Annotated in this window: 11 protein-coding genes; 5 read left to right on the forward strand and 6 right to left on the reverse strand. The window is 70.7% G+C overall.

The genetic code is table 11. The features are described 5' to 3' along the window. The first annotated feature begins 250 nt into the window (after positions 1-250). The 5 genes from ACFY3V_RS13150 (at position 251) to ACFY3V_RS13170 (ending at position 7,959) form a co-directional block, all read left to right on the forward strand. A complete protein-coding gene (locus tag ACFY3V_RS13150; protein WP_362897768.1) occupies positions 251-811 on the forward strand; it encodes a hypothetical protein in 561 nt (186 codons plus the stop codon). Positions 812-983: 172 nt separating this feature from the next. Then, the gene (locus ACFY3V_RS13155) at positions 984-2,705 is read left to right on the forward strand and encodes an HAD-IIB family hydrolase (protein ID WP_389772972.1); all 1,722 of its coding nucleotides are present in this window, start codon (positions 984-986) and stop codon (positions 2,703-2,705) included. Between the two features lie 409 nt (positions 2,706-3,114). Continuing rightward, the gene (locus ACFY3V_RS13160; RefSeq protein WP_362897764.1) at positions 3,115-3,420 is read left to right on the forward strand and encodes a hypothetical protein; all 306 of its coding nucleotides are present in this window, start codon (positions 3,115-3,117) and stop codon (positions 3,418-3,420) included. A gap of 322 nt (positions 3,421-3,742) precedes the next feature. Continuing rightward, positions 3,743-5,629: a propionyl-CoA synthetase gene (locus tag ACFY3V_RS13165; protein WP_362897762.1), complete on the forward strand. Its 1,887-nt coding sequence runs from the start codon at positions 3,743-3,745 to the stop codon at positions 5,627-5,629. Positions 5,630-5,718: 89 nt separating this feature from the next. Next, positions 5,719-7,959 (forward strand): WD40 repeat domain-containing serine/threonine protein kinase, encoded by a 2,241-nt coding sequence (locus ACFY3V_RS13170; protein WP_389772977.1) that lies wholly within the window; start codon positions 5,719-5,721, stop codon positions 7,957-7,959. A 76-nt stretch (positions 7,960-8,035) separates the two neighbouring features. On the opposite strand, the gene ACFY3V_RS13175 is transcribed toward ACFY3V_RS13170, so the two are convergent. The 6 genes from ACFY3V_RS13175 to ACFY3V_RS13200 form a co-directional block, all read right to left on the reverse strand. Then, positions 8,036-9,196 (reverse strand): DUF418 domain-containing protein, encoded by a 1,161-nt coding sequence (locus tag ACFY3V_RS13175; RefSeq protein ID WP_389772980.1) that lies wholly within the window; start codon positions 9,194-9,196, stop codon positions 8,036-8,038. Positions 9,197-9,463: 267 nt separating this feature from the next. Beyond that, the gene (locus tag ACFY3V_RS13180; protein WP_362897756.1) at positions 9,464-10,519 is read right to left on the reverse strand and encodes a BadF/BadG/BcrA/BcrD ATPase family protein; all 1,056 of its coding nucleotides are present in this window, start codon (positions 10,517-10,519) and stop codon (positions 9,464-9,466) included. Positions 10,520-10,524: 5 nt separating this feature from the next. After that, entirely contained in the window at positions 10,525-11,412 is an 888-nt protein-coding gene (locus ACFY3V_RS13185) for an alpha/beta hydrolase (RefSeq protein ID WP_362897754.1), read from the reverse strand. Positions 11,413-11,589: 177 nt separating this feature from the next. Next, positions 11,590-12,984, reverse strand: coding sequence for an FAD-dependent oxidoreductase (locus tag ACFY3V_RS13190; RefSeq protein WP_350948728.1), 1,395 nt, complete (start codon positions 12,982-12,984; stop codon positions 11,590-11,592). Between the two features lie 268 nt (positions 12,985-13,252). Beyond that, positions 13,253-14,113, reverse strand: a complete 861-nt coding sequence (locus ACFY3V_RS13195) for an ABC transporter permease subunit (protein ID WP_362897752.1) — start codon at positions 14,111-14,113, stop codon at positions 13,253-13,255. Next, complete coding sequence (locus ACFY3V_RS13200) at positions 14,110-14,961, reverse strand: ABC transporter permease (RefSeq protein WP_362897750.1); 852 nt, start codon at positions 14,959-14,961, stop codon at positions 14,110-14,112. Before ACFY3V_RS13200 ends, ACFY3V_RS13195 begins: the two co-directional genes overlap by 4 nt. Between the last annotated feature and the right edge of the window lie 25 nt (positions 14,962-14,986).

The following is a 14,986-nucleotide window of genomic DNA, read 5'->3' on the forward strand; positions in this document are numbered from 1 at the left end:
AGGTCAACGCCGACCTCGCCCTGCGCACCCCCGTCGACGTCACCGCCGGCGAGTACAACTCCACCCTCACGCTCTCGCTGTTCAACCAGTCCTGAACCAACGGCGGAGGCAGGACGCCACCGCCCGCTGTGCGTGTCCGGGACGTGTGCGAACCTGGCGTACGTCCCGGATGTTCACGATGAGACATTCGCGCTTCGGTGGCGGGCACCCGCCGTGCCCCGCCGCCACCCCCGGAAGGGAATCACGACCCGTGAACAAGGCCCTCAGATACGCCGCGGCCATCATGCTGGCCGGGCTCGGGCTGCTGCTCGGCGCCCCGGCCGCCTCCGCCGCACCCAAGTCACCCCTCAAGCTGGAGGTCGTCGGCGACGGCGGCCGCAACGTCAACGTGCTGGTCACCTGGAAGAAGGACAGCCGCCCGGTCACCGAGATCGTCGCGGCGACCCTGCTCGCGACGGCACCCGACGGCCGTACCTTCGGCCCGATCCCGCTGAAGTCGGCGCCCGAGGGACAGAACCTCTACAACGCGGCAGAACCGCTCCCTGTGGGTGAGTGGAAGGTCGCCGTGACCGTCACCAAGCCCGCCAAGGTCAGCAAGTCGGCGAGCGTGAAGGTACAGGACATCGTGCTTCCCCCGGACATCCAGCCGGCGTCCAGCACGGAGCTGGCCCAGCGCGCCCAGCTGGCCCAGCGTGCCCAGGAGAGCTCGTCGGACGACCTGTTCCTCCAGATCGGCGTCATCGCCGCCGCCGCGCTGGCCGCCATCGGGGTCATGTTCGTTCTCGTACGCCGCAGGAACGTTTCCGGCTGACCCTGCGTGGCCCGAGGGTCTGAGAGTCGAGGACAGCGCGCGTCGGGAACGTTCCGGCGGCGGGCCGGAGGATGCCCCGCCCGGCCCCCGGCCCGCCGCCGGAACGTTCCCGGCCTGAGAAGTCCCGGCCCACGTCCCGTTTCCCCCGCCGACGCGGGGTAGTCGACCCGGCATGCGCTATCACGTTCTGGCCTGTGACTACGACGAGACGCTGGCCACCGAGGGCCGCGTCGACGACGACACCCTGGACGCCCTCGAACGCCTCGCACGCTCGGGGCGGCGACTGGTCATGGTGACCGGCCGGCAGGTCGACTCCCTCACCCGGGACTTCCCGCGACTCGACCTGTTCGACCTGGTCGTCGCCGAGAACGGAGCCGTGCTCCACAACCCGGAGGAGCAGGAGAGCTCGCCCCTCGCGGAGGCACCGCCCGAGACCCTCGTCGAACGCCTGCGCGAGCTGGACGTGGAGCCGCTCAGTGTCGGCTCGGCGATCGTGGCCACCACGGAACCGCACGCAGAGACCGTTCTCGACGCCATCCGCGAACTCGGCCTGGAGATGCAGGTCATCTTCAACAAGGGCGCGGTGATGGTGCTGCCCTCGGGGATCAACAAGGCCACCGGCCTGACCGCCGCCCTGGCGGAGCTGGAGATGTCGGCGCACAGCACGATCGGCGTGGGCGACGCCGAGAACGACCACGCGTTCCTCGCCGCCTGCGAGTGCGCGGTGGCGGTGGCCAACGCGCTGCCCGCCGTCAAGGAACGGTGTGACCTGGTGACCGAGGGAGAGCACGGAGCCGGGGTCGTCGAGCTGATCGACCGGATCCTGGAGAACGACCTGGCCGACGTGGACGTGACACGCCACCATCTGCTGCTGGGCACCGACGACGCCGGAGAGGTGCGGTTCTCGCCGTACGGCATGCGCGTGATGGTCGCCGGCCCCTCGCACAGCGGCAAGTCCACCGTCACCGCCGCGCTGCTGGAACGGATCGCCAAGGCCGGCTACCAGTTTTGCCTGGTCGACCCGGAGGGCGACTACACCGAGGGGATCGAGGGCGCGGCCGTGCTCGGCGACGTCCAGCGCGCGCCCACCCAGGAGGAGATCCTCCAGGTGCTGGGCGACCCCGGCCAGAGCGTCGTGGTCAACCTGCTGGGCATCCCCCTCGACGACCGGCCCGGCTTCTTCCAGGACTTCCTGCCCCGCCTGCTGGCACTGCCGGCCGGCTCCGGGCACCCGCACTGGCTGGTGGTCGACGAGGCCCACCACCTGATGCCCGACGGGTTCAAGCTGCGCTCGGTTGAGCTGCTGCGCGAGGTGGGCGGGCTCCTGCTGGTCACCGTGCACCCCGAGGCGGTGAGCGAGGCGGTCGTCCAGACCCTCAACACCGTCGTCACGGTCGGGGACGAGCCCGGGGGCGTCCTGGGCGCGTTCGCCGCCGCCACCGGCAACGACGCTCCCGACCGCGACCTCCCCGACTTGCCGACCGGGGAACTGCTGTTCTGGAGGCTCGGCGAGGAGCCGGTCAAGGTGCGGCTCGCCCCGCCCGAGGAGGAACGCCAGAGGCACCGCCGCAAGTACGCGGCCGGCGAACTCGGCGAGGACGCCAGCTTCTACTTCCGCGGCCCCGAGGGGGCGCTGAACCTGCGAGCGGGCAACCTGATCACGTTCTGCCGCATCGCCGACGGCGTCGACGAGGACACCTGGAACCACCACCTGCGCCAGGGGGACTACTCGCGCTGGCTCGCCGACTGCGTCAAGGACGAGGACCTCTCGGCCGAGGTGGCCGAAGTCGAGCAGGATCCCGGCGACTCCGTCGACGAGGCCAGGAAACGAGTGCGCGAGCTCATCGAGGCCCGCTACACCGCCCCCGCGGAACCGAGCGGGATCACCTCCTGACCCTCGGGCCGATCCGTGACGGTGCCGGACGGCGTGACCCCGCCCGACACCGTCACGGACATCCCACGGCCACCACCGCTGACACGCGTTGCGAACTCCGCGGTGCTGGCCTGCACTAAGGCGGACGCCCTTTTCTTGTCGGCTTCCACCTTCTCCAGGCTTCCGTAATGCTCCTTCGGGCGAACCGCACCGGGGTCGCTGGAGACTTTGATGCACTCCGACGCGATTCAATGTTCGTACGGCCGCAAATTACATGCCCCGCCATGAAGAATGTAAATTACATTCCCTATCACGAAGAAACCGCATGACAGGCCAGGTTCTGGCGATCGAGTGGTCAATGCCGTCTTTACCTTGGTCCGTTCGAAATTTATCCTCGGTCGATCCAATGATCCGGCCCTGTAGGAGAATCATGCGAAAAGGTACTCGGCTCCGCCGGCTCGGTCTCGTCTCAGCGGTGGTGGCGGCCGGCCTGGCGACCGCGCCCGTGGCCGCGCACGCCGACGGCTACGACACTCCCCGCAGCGCCACCGTCGTGGGGGCGGGAAACACCTACGCGGAGGGGTTGGCGGCGGCCCAGCAGCGGGCACGGGCGGCCGTCCTCGCGGTCGGCCACGACTGCACCCCCGGGACCTATTCCGCCATGTTGACCTATATGTCCCCGGGCGGCGGCACGTGGGTCTTCCAGGTCACTCACCAGGCGGTGTGCGTCGACTGATCAAGCTCGGCCTCGGCCACGGGAGAGTACACGGAGGGCTCACCACTCTCGGCATCACGGTCGTGGCGTTCGCGCCCTGGGAGATCCCCGGGCGAGATGGGTCGATCCGGCACCCGAGCGGGCGACCACCACCTGTGCCGACTTCCTACGTTCCCAAGCCGAGGCCATGCCTGCATGTGACTTCACCGAGACCGTCACCCTTGATGGACGGCGTCAGTACGTCCGGATCAAAAGTCCGCGGATCCGCCGGTAACCGTTCTTCACGTGTGAAGGTCGGAGAGGGGCCTCGACCTGGCAGTCCGGGAAAGAGCATGATGGCTGGATGTCGTACGCTGACGCCTTCGCCCGCAGCATCGCCGATCCCGAGGACTTCTGGGCCGAGGCCGCCGAGGCCGTCACCTGGAGCAGGCCGCCGCGCGAGGTCCTGGACGCCGGGGCGCCGCCCTTCTACCGGTGGTTTCCCGACGGGGAGCTCAACACCTGCCACAACGCGCTGGACCGGCACGTCGAGGCCGGGCACGGTGACCGGGTCGCGCTGATCTACGACAGCCCGGTGACGGGCACCGGCAGGCGTTACACGTACGCCGAACTGCGCGACGAGGTCGCGAGGTTCGCCGGGGTGCTGCGCTCGCTCGGGGTGGAGCAGGGCGACCGGGTGGTGGTCTACCTGCCGATGGTGCCCGAGGCGGTGATCGCGATGCTGGCGTGCGCGCGGCTGGGGGCGGTGCACTCGGTGGTGTTCGGCGGGTTCGCGCCCAAGGAACTGGCGGCCAGGATCGACGACGCGCGGCCCAAGGTGGTCGTGTCGGCCTCCTGCGGGATCGAACCCTCGCGCGTGGTGCCGTACAAGCCGATGCTCGACGCCGCGCTCGACCTGGCCGGGCACCGGCCCGCGCACTGCGTGATCCTCCAGCGCGAGCAGTCCCCCGCCGAGCTGGTGGAGGGGCGGGACGTCGACTGGGCGAGCGCGAAGGCCGACCCGGCCGAATGTGTGCCGGTGCGCGCGACCGACCCGCTCTACATCCTCTACACCAGCGGCACCACCGGCCTGCCGAAGGGCGTCGTGCGCGACAACGGCGGGCACGCGACGGCGCTGCTGTGGAGCATGGCCAACGTCTACGACATCGCGCCGGGCGAGGTGTTCTGGGCGGCCTCCGACGTCGGCTGGGTCGTCGGGCACTCCTACATCGTGTACGGGCCGCTGCTGCGCGGCGCCACGACCGTGCTGTACGAGGGCAAGCCGGTCGGCACCCCCGACGCGGGCGCGTTCTGGCGGGTGATCGCCGAGCACCGGGTGAACGCGCTGTTCACCGCGCCGACCGCGTTCCGTGCCATCAGGAGGGCCGACCCGCAGGCGGCCCTGCTCGACGGGTACGACATCTCGTCGCTGCGGACGCTGTTCCTCGCCGGTGAGCGTCTGGACCCCGACACCTACCACTGGGCGGCGGACAGGCTTGGCGTGCCGGTCGTCGACCACTGGTGGCAGACCGAGACCGGCTGGCCCGTCGCCGCCAACCTGCGCGGGCTGGAGCCCATGCCGGTCAAGCCGGGCTCCCCCACCGTGCCCGTCCCCGGATACGACGTGCGCGTGCTGCGCGCCTCGGGCGAGGAGTGCGCCCCCGGCGAGGAGGGCGCGATCTGCATCCGGCTACCGCTCCCGCCGGGCACGCTCCCCACGCTCTGGCAGGACGACGAGCGCTACGTGCGGTCCTACCTCACGGCCTTCCCCGGCTACTACCTGACCGGCGACGGCGGCCACCTCGACGAGGACGGCTACCTGTTCGTGATGGGCCGCACCGACGACGTGATCAACGTGGCCGGGCACCGGCTGTCGACCGGGTCCATGGAGGCGGTGCTGGCCGCGCATCCGGCGGTGGCCGAGTGCGCGGTCATCGGGGTCGCCGACGAGCTGAAGGGGCAGGTGCCGCGCGGCTTCGTGGTGCTGAAGAGCGGGACGGAGATCGACCCCGAGACCCTGCGGGCCGAGCTGGTCCTCGCCGTTCGCGAGCAGGTGGGCGCCGTGGCCGCCTTCAGGCAGGTGGACGTGGTCCCTGCCCTGCCGAAGACCCGGTCGGGAAAGATCCTGCGCAAGACCATGCGCGGGATCGCGGAGGGCTCCGACGAGCCCGTTCCCTCGACCATCGAGGACGCGACGGTGCTGGACGCGCTGCGCCCCGTCATCGGACGCCGCACCACGGCGGACGGGTAGGTCCCGGAGGGCCGACGCTCGGCATCATCACGGTCACAATCCGTTCCCTTTTACGGCTTATCGCACCGTGTCATCGTTAAGGTTTCAGCGTGGCGCATGAAGCGGGCATGCTGGTCGCCGGGCGATATCGGCTGATGAACGTGCTGGGCCGCGGCGGGATGGGCACGGTGTGGCGGGCACGGGACGAGAGCCTGGAGCGCCAGGTAGCGATCAAGGAGCTCATCCTCCCCGACTACCTGGACGTTGCCGCACGTGAGACCCTCTACCGGCGGATGGGGCGCGAGGCCCGCGCCGCGGCTCAGCTGAAACATCCGGCGATCATCACCGTCCACGACCACGTCGTCGAGGCCGACGGCCGCCCCTGGATCGTGACAGAGATCATCGACGGGCCCTCCCTCGACGAGTTGCTGAGAACCCAGGGGCGCCTGCCGCCCCGGCGGGTGGCGGCGATCGGCGCGCAGATCCTCGCGGCACTGCGGGTCGCGCACGCCGCCGGGATCACCCACCGCGACATCAAGCCCGCGAACGTCCTGCTCGAAGGTGAGCGGGTCGTGCTGACCGACTTCGGGATCGCCGCCGTCGAGGGAGACATCACCCTCACCGGCGCCGGCGTCACCCTGGGCACCCCCGCCTTCATCTCCCCCGAGCAGATCAACGGCCACCCCGCCACCGCCGCGTCGGACCTGTGGTCGCTGGGCGCCACCCTGTACGCCGCGGTCGAGGGCCGCCGGCCGTTCGCCGGTACGACGCATGGATCGATCTACGTCTCGATCGCCACCCGGCCGTTCGCCCCGCTCGTACACGCCGGTCCTCTCGCCCCCCTCCTGGAGGGACTGCTGCGCAAGAAACCCGCCCTCCGCCTCACCGGAGCCCAGGCCGCCGCCGTCCTCGCCGAGATCGCCGCCACGCCGGACCCCGGGGAATCCTCCACCGGGCCGGATCCGGACGAGGGCGACACCCGGATCGCCGACCGGCCCGCTCCCGGCACATCGGCTCCTTCGCCGCCGACCGAGCCGTACACCGCGGCACACCAGGAGACCCGAAAGGCCCAGGAGACCCAGGAGGCAAGCCCCGACACCCTGCGGTTCACCGCCGTGTCGCCCACGGCGCCACCCGCTGTGTCACCCGCTGTGTCGCCTGCGCTGTCCCCCTCGGCCCTGCCGCCCGCTCCCCTGTCGTCCACCGCCCCGGTCACCTCACCCGCGCTCGCGTCCGTATCCGAGGCCGCCCCCGAGGCCGCTTCCGCGTCCGAGGTCGCGGCTGCGGAGAGCGCGGCGCGTCCCCCTCGGCGCCGGCTCCTCCCGGTGGTCGCCGTGGCCGGGGCGCTCCTCGCCACGGCCGCCGTCGTGGCCTACCTGCTCTGGCCCGCGACGGGTCCCAGGAAGGTGACCGCTCTCGCACAGCTCAGAGGGCACACGGAAACGGTGAACACGGTGGCGTTCAGCCCGGACGGCGAGACGCTGGCCGCCGGCGGCGGTGACGGCGCGGTGATCCTGTGGGACGCGCGGACCCGGCGACCGATCGGCGAACCGATGAAGGGCCACACCAGGGCGGTGGACTCGATCGCGTTCAGCCCGGACGGCAGGCTCCTGGCCGGTGGCGGCAACAACGGCGAGGGGACCGAACCCGGCGACCACACGGTGATCCTGTGGGATGTGGCGACCCGCCGGCAGGTCGGCGACCCCCTCACCGGCCACACCAACTGGGTACGGTCGGTCGCCTTCAGTCCCGACGGGAAGATCCTCGCCACCGCGAGTGCTGACGCGACGGTGATCCTGTGGGATACGACGACCTGGCAGCCGATCCGCGACCCTCTCACCGGCCACGGCGACTGGGTGCAGTCGGCCGTCTTCAGTCCCGACGGCAAGATCCTCGCCACCGCGAGCGACGACGCGACGGTGATCCTGTGGGACACGACGACCTGGCAGCAGATCGGAGCCCCCCTCACCGGTCACACGGGGCCGGTGTGGCCGGTCGCCTTCAGCCCCGACGGCACAACCCTCGTCAGCGGCGGCAGTGACAAGACGGCGATCGTGTGGGACCTCGCGACCCGCCGTCCGGTCGGAGACCCCCTCCCACATCCTGGCGAGATCCACGCTCTCGCGTTCAGCCCGGACGGCGACATCCTCGCCGTCGGCACCGGCCCCGTCATCCGGCTGTGGAACACGCGGACCTGGCGACCGGCCGGCGATCCGCTCACCGGTCACACCGGGTCGGTGTGGTCGGTCGCCTTCGGCCCCGACGGCAGGTCTCTCGCCACCGCGAGTGACGACAGGACGGTGATCCTGTGGGACACGTCCTCACCGGTCGGAGCCGCGGCTTTTCCGTGACCGTGGCTCGTCGGAGCGGGCGTGCTCGTCATCGCGGCGGCGGGAGCGGGGGGCGGGGGTAATCCGTGGAAACCCCCTACTGTCTTGTCGGGGTTTCTTGAGCCTTGCCGGATCTCCCGGCAAGCCCCTGCGGCGCCAGGTACGCCCACTGCCAGAGAGTCTCGACGGGACCCCGCTCGAAGCGCCGCAGCCAGAGCGTGGACAGCGTCATGAAGAGCGCGCAGACTCCCGCCCAGGCCGCCACGACCCACCACGGCCGCAGGCCGTCGAGCGTCGCGGCCAGGCCGAGCCCCCAGCCGTAGCAGAGCGCCGAGGCGACCAGGTTCTGGAAGATGTAGGAGCTCAGGGCCGTACGACCGACGTTGGTCAGCCCTCGTCTCAACATGCCGGGGGCACCGCTCGCCCGCCGCGCGAGGGTGGCGACGAGACCGAGCAGCCCCAGCGCCACCAGCGGGGGCAGCAGGTACCGGTCCACCAGGAACCAGCCCGGACCGGCGAACGCGGTGGCCAGGTTCAGCGGCAGGCCCACGGCGAGTCCGCCGACCATGAGCCTCCGGCGCAGTGCCGCGCCCCGCTCCGAGTCCTCGAACACCCCGGCGCGCATCAACTGGGAGCCGAGCAGGAACAGCACGATGCCCATCGGAACGATGAGGAGGATCTCCAGCCGGTAGAGGACGATCATCTCGATCCGGGTGGCGACCTGCTGCGGGTAGGTGCCGTCGGTGAAGAGCGTGGACGACTCCGCCCCGGTGTCCAGGCTCGCCGAGCTGGTGCCGACGGTGAGCAACCCGATCAGCGCGGCGAACACCGACCCGACGGTGATCATCCACACCCTGATCACGCGGTCGCTCCTGCCGATCAGGTACGCCACGATGATCGAGGTCAGCGCGTAGCCCATGAGCACGTCGAACTCGAAGATCAGCAGGTAGTGGATCAGACCTTCGACGAACAACAACCCGGCCCGCCACAGATACCAGCCGGGCCACGGTACGCCACGGCGTGCGGCCGAACGGTACTGGAGTTCGAGCCCGACCCCGAAGAGCAGGGTGAGCAGTGCGAGGAACTTGCCGTTGGTGAGGAAGCGGAGGAAGGTCTCCACGGTTCCCGGCTGCCCCAGCGCCCCGATGATGTCGGCAGGACCGCCGGGATCGGTGAAGATCCAGATGTTCGTGCCCAGGGTGCCGGCGATGGCGATGCCTCTGAGCAGGTCGAGCACTTCGATACGACGACTTGTCACTCCTTCACGATCCCGTCCCGCGGGCCCGCGGACATCGTCTCGCAGACCCATTCGGGACGTACATCGATGTATGTACCGTGCCCGGATTCCGGTCCATGAGGTCCGTGCTCCCCACCCGGTCCCCGCGGCCGGTACGGTCGGCCCCGTGCTCGGCGCGTGCGCGATCGCCCCGGAGTGATCACACGCCGCACCGGATGCCGTCTCCGGCCCGCGGCACCCGTGGAGAACGGGGCCGGTCCGCCCGGGCAGCCGACCCGGCGGCTCCCGTCAGTCGCCGGAGACGACGCGGGCGTGCAGCCGGACGGCGGTCGCGGGGTCCCAGCCGAACGCCTCCCGGCCGGCCAGCCACGCCGCCGCCCCCGCGCCGTCGCCCGCCAGGACCGCCGAGGGCCCCAGCCTCTCCCGTACGGCGGAGGCGATCGGCCCCTCGCTGGTCAGCACGCTCCCGGCCAGCACGATCGGGCTCGTCTCGCCCGCCCGGCGGACCTCTGCGACCGTCTCGCAGAGCAGCCGGGCCGCGCCGGACACGATCGTGAGGGCGGCCGGGTCGCCCTCGGTCGCCGCCCGGCTGACGAGCGGGGCGAGCCTGGCCAGTTCCAGCGGGGGCCGCGACTGCGCGCGGACCACCAGCCTGATCGCGAGCGCCCTCAGCTCCTCCACCGTGCCCGAGACGGGCGCGCCCGAGGCGAGCGCCCCCGACTCCACCGCACCCGCCTTCACCGTGCCCGAGGCGGGCGTGCCCGAGTCCACCGTGTTCGAAAAAAGCGGCTCGCCCTCCAGCAGGGCGCCCATGACCAGGCCGGTGAGCCTGCCGCCCGCGTCGCCCCTGCTGAGGGCGTGGACGGCGGCGGACGCCGCCTTCCTGCCCAGCCAGAACCCCGAGCCCGCGTCGCCCAGCAGCCAGCCGAGCCCGTCGGCGATCATCACCGGCTCGCCGTCCTCGATCCTGGCGGCGATCGCCCCGGTACCGGCGATGAGGGCGGTGCCGCGCGGTTCCGCCGTCCCCGCGGCGAAGGCGATGCCCAGGTCGCCGGTGAGCCGGGGCGGGACGCGCAGACCGGCGGCGGCCCACATGGGGTCGAAGACCAGGCGGTCCAACGCCCCGCCACCCGCCAGCCCGATGACCGCCCCGCTCACCAGGCCCGGGTCGATCCCGCGCAGCGCGAGCCCCAGCGCCCGGCCGATGTTGGCCACCGCGGCGGCGTTGCCGTGGGCCGCGGGGTTGCCGCCCGGCGCCCTGCCGTACCCGGCCCGCCGTCCCGAGGCGTCGAGCAGCAGCGCCCGCGAGGAGGTCCCGCCGACGTCCAGCCCGAGGACGTACATCGCGCTCAGAGATGCTCGCCGAAGAACGCGGTGACGGCCTCGACCGCCCGGGTGACGTGCGGCTCGGTGTCGTAGAGGTCGATGTGCAGCCTCGCGTCCAGCCAGACGATCCGCTTGGGGTCGTCCATCCGCCGGTACGCCTCCTCGGCGCCCTCGGGTGAGCAGAAGCGGTCGACCAGGCCGTGCACGATCAGACCGGGCTTGGGCGAGAGGAAGTCGGCGCCCATCATGTTGTCCACAGTGATCAACTCGCGGATGGAGGCCCGGGTGACCTCGTTGCGCCAGTGCTCCGAGGCCCCCCTGGAGGTGCCGTAGTAGGCGAACGGCTCGTCGCCCGGCATCGCCGCCTCCCCCTCCTCGGCCACCGCGGGGAGATACTCCACCTCAGCACCCCCGTCCTGGCGCTCCAACACCTCCGTGAACGAGGCCAGCGCCTCCTGGTATCCCGAGGGGGACATTCCGGCGCGCATGCCGTAGGGGTTGTTGTAGGCCCCCGCGACGCCCGCGAACGCCTTCACCCGGGGGTCGAAGGCGGCGAACCTGAGCGCGTAGCCCCCGCCGAGGCAGATCCCGAGCGCGCCGATCCTGTCGCCGTCCACCTCCGGGCGCGAGCGCAGCAGCGAGACCGCGGCCCGCAGGTCCTCCAGCTTGCCCTGGGGGTCCTCGTGGTTGCGTGGCTGTCCGCCCGACTCCCCCCAGTTGCGGTGGTCGAAGGCGAGCGTCGCGTATCCCGCGCCGGTGAGCCGGGCGGCGTACAGGCCGGTGACCTGGTCGCGGGTGCCGGTGAACGGGCCCGTGAGGACCACGCCGGGGTGCGGGCCCGGCCCCGCCGGGATCCGCAGGTCGCCGAAGAGGGTGATCCCTCCGGCGGTGAACTTCACCTTTTCCGACATGCTCCAAGTCTGTACGGTCCGCGCCGCGGAAGCCAACGAGCCCCCCGCCGCCCCCGCACACCCGCGGACCTCCGCTGTCTCCACACCCCCGGGTGTCTCCGGGCCGGCCCGTTCCCGCTCGTCCGGCCTGAGCCGGAAGCGGGAACGGGGACGGGACTTACCAGGATCTTCCGGGCCTCAGGAGTCGAATCCGAGCCCCATCCGATCCAGGGTGCGCAGCCAGAGGTTGCGGCGGCCCTGGTGCAGGTCGGCCTGGGCGATCGACCAGCGGGTCATCTGGATCCCGGCCGAGCGGACCGGCTCGGGCGGGAACGGGACGGGCTTCTCCTTGACCATCCTGAGCTCGGTCCGCTCGGTCCGCTCTCCGGCGAGCAGGTCGAGCATGACGTTCGCCCCGAACCGGGTCGCGCCGACACCCATGCCGGTGTATCCGGCGGCGTAGGCGAGGCGCCCGCCGTGCGACTGGCCGTAGAAGGCGCTGAAGCGGCTGCAGGTGTCGATGACCCCGCCCCACCTGTGGGTGAAGCGCAGCCCGGACAACTGGGGGAACGTGGTGGAGAAGTGTTCGGCCAGCTTGACGAAGGTCTCGTCGCGCTGGTCGTACTCGGGCTTGATCATGCCGCCGTTGTAGTAGACCGCGTCGTAACCGCCCCAGAGGATCCGGTTGTCCTCGGTCAGCCGGTAGTAGTGGAACTGGTTGGCCGCGTCGCCGACCCCCTGCCGGTTGTGCCAGCCCACCGAGGCCAGCTGGTCGGCCGAGAGCGGCTCGGTCATCAGGGCGTAGTCGTAGACCGGCACCAGGAAGTGCTTCAGCCGCCGCAGCAGCGGCTGGAACACGCCGGTGCCGAGCGCGACCCTGCGCGCCCTCACACTGCCATGCGGGGTGATCAGGTCCAGGCTGGTCGGGGTGTCCCTCATCGTCCGTACCGGCGTGCGCTCGTAGATGCGCACGCCCAGCGAGAGGCAGGCCTGCCGGAGCCCCCAGGCCAGCCGGGCGGGGTCGAGCATGGCGCAGCCGTCGCGCTCCCAGTGGCCGCCGATGTACGTGGGCGAGTTCACCTCCGCCCGGACCTGTTCGGTGTCGAGGACGTCGAAGCGGACGCCCAGGTCGCGGGCGATGCCGAGGTTGCGGTTCATCTCCTCCAGCTGCCACGGCTCGGTGGCCACGTGCAGCTCGCCGGTACGCTCGTAGCCGCAGTCGATGCCGTATGCGGCGACCGCCTCGCCGATCTCGTCGAGGTTGTCGACGCCGAGGCGTTCGAGCGTGTCGATCTCCTCGGGCCAGCGCTCCAGCCCGTTGGCGATGCCGTGGGTCAGCGTGGCCATCGCGAAGCCGCCGTTGCGACCGGACGCCGCCCAGCCGATCCTGCGCCCCTCAAGGAGGACGACGTCGAGCGACGGGTCGCGTTCCTTCGCCATCAGGGCGGTCCAGAGCCCCGAGAAGCCTCCGCCGACCACCGCCAGATCGGCGCCGGTCTCGCCGAAGAGCCGCGCCTGCGGCTCGGGTTTCGCCGGACTGTCGAGCCAGTACGGCTTGCGCTCCGCGTCAGCAAGAGCCTTCAGCGGATCCACAAATCTCACTTCCCTACGTGAGTCAGGTTGTCTTTGTGTGTATCGCGTGGTCGTGGAGATCACGCGCGGGTTCCCCCCGCCTGAGTCCGATCTCGCCTCCCTGTTCTGTGCCGGGAATCTGTACTCTGCCGGATTCTGCCTCTGCCGGATCCTGGTCTTTACCGGATTTCGCTCTCCTGCGGGACATTGTCCGCCGGAGTCCTCGTCACCGGTGATCCGGGTACACCGAATCCCCGTGGCCCGGTGAGGGCACGGGGATCGACGGCGGCTAGGTGCGGCGGCGCGCAGTGACCGTGTTGACCACGGCGATGGCGACGCCTACCGCGAATATAAGCGTTCCGAGGATGTTGACCTGAGGCGGCACCCCGATACGGGTGGCCCCCCAGATCCACAGGGGGAACGTCTGGGTGGCTCCGCTGGTGAACTGGGTGATCACGAAGTCGTCGATGGACAGGGCGAAGGCGAGCAGCGCGCCGGAGAGGACGCCGGGCAGGATCATCGGGAAGGTGATCCGCCAGAACGTGATCCACGTGGACGCGCCGAGGTCGCGCGCCGCCTCCTCGATCGACCGGTCGAGCCCGATCACCCGGGCCCGCACGGTGATCGCCACGAAGGAGAGCGAGAACAGCACGTGCGCGACGACCACGGTCGCGAAGCCGGTCTGCACGCCGACGCTGATGAACAGCGACAGCAGCGAGGCGCCCATCACGAGCTCGGGCGAGGCGATCGCGGCGAACATCACGAGGTTGGTCGCGCCCTGCCCGCGGAACCGGTAGCGGCCCAGGGCGAGCCCCATGAGCGTGCCGAGCACCGTCGTGATCATCGTGGAGAGCACCGCGATGTAGATGGAGTTGCGCACCGCGTCAAGCAGCTGGGGGTACTCGTCCAGGCGGCCCCACCACCGGAGGGTGAAACCCTGCCAGGTCACGTTCGACTTGCTCTGGGTGTCGTTGAAGCCGAACAGGATCATGACGAAGATCGGCAGGAACAGCCAGGCGATGATCAACCAGACGTAGCCGAGGAGCAGCCGGTCGCCGAGCCGCCTGCCGCTGCGCGGGGTCCGCCGCCCGGCGGGCGCGCTCGTCGTCGTGCTCTCCGGGCTCTCCGTGACGTCGATGGTGCCGCTCATCGGGCCGCCGCCTCCAGGACGTTCTCGGTGCCGAGCGCCTTGGCGTAGGCGAAGATGCCGATCAGCATCGCCGCCATCAGCGTGAACGACAGCGCGGCGGCGGTCGGGTAGTCGTTGTTGACCAGATACTCGGTCTGGATGATGTTGCCGATCATCGTGTTCTCCGGGCCGCCGAGGATGCCCGCGTTGACGTAGTCGGCGGTCATCGGGACGAACGTCATCAGCACCCCGGCGAACACTCCCGGCAGCGAGAGCGGCAGCACGATCTTGGTGAACGCCTCCCGCTTGGCCGCGTACAGGTCCTGGGCGGCCTCGACCACCTTGGGATCCACCCGCTCCAGCGCGACGTAGATCGGCAGGATCATGAACGGCAGGTAGTTGTAGACCAGTCCGCCGATCACCGCGTACGTCGTCTGCAGCACGTGGAAGTCCTCGGGCAGCAGCCCCGCCGACTTCAGCGGTCCGAGCAGCATTCCGTCGTCGGCGAGCAGGAACCTCCACGACACCGTGCGCAGCACGAACGAGACGAAGAACGGCAGCAGCACCAGCAGCAGGTAGGTGGACTTGCGGCTGCCGCCCCTGAAGGCGATCCAGTACGCCATCGGGTAGGCGAGCGCGATGGAGACGACGGTCGCGGTCAGGCCGTACCCGGCCGAGCGCAGGAACTGCGTCTGGTACTGCGCCAGCGCCTCGCCGTACACCGGGAAGTTGAACGTCTGGATGAATCCGTCGACCACGTTGCCCTCCTGGGTGGACACCGAGGCCATGAAGACCATCGGTACCACCAGGAAGATCGCGAGCCAGAGGCCGCCGGGCAGGATGAGCAGGTAGGGGGTGAGGCGCTTCACCGGCCGATGACCCCTTCCGGTCCGA

Origin of the sequence: Streptosporangium sp. NPDC000095 (assembly GCF_042899335.1) — a bacterium.
Taxonomy (GTDB): Bacteria; Actinomycetota; Actinomycetes; order Streptosporangiales; family Streptosporangiaceae; genus Streptosporangium.

Bases quoted from the DNA above. Each gene is read 5' to 3' on its own strand.
- ACFY3V_RS13180 (WP_362897756.1), bottom strand. From the start codon at position 10,519: ATGTACGTCCTCGGGCTGGACGTCGGCGGGACCTCCTCGCGGGCGCTG.
- ACFY3V_RS13155 (WP_389772972.1), top strand. From the start codon at position 984: ATGCGCTATCACGTTCTGGCCTGTGACTACGACGAGACGCTGGCCACC.
- ACFY3V_RS13185 (WP_362897754.1), bottom strand. From the start codon at position 11,412: ATGTCGGAAAAGGTGAAGTTCACCGCCGGAGGGATCACCCTCTTCGGC.
- ACFY3V_RS13160 (WP_362897764.1), top strand. From the start codon at position 3,115: ATGCGAAAAGGTACTCGGCTCCGCCGGCTCGGTCTCGTCTCAGCGGTG.
- ACFY3V_RS13195 (WP_362897752.1), bottom strand. From the start codon at position 14,113: ATGAGCGGCACCATCGACGTCACGGAGAGCCCGGAGAGCACGACGACG.
- ACFY3V_RS13165 (WP_362897762.1), top strand. From the start codon at position 3,743: ATGTCGTACGCTGACGCCTTCGCCCGCAGCATCGCCGATCCCGAGGAC.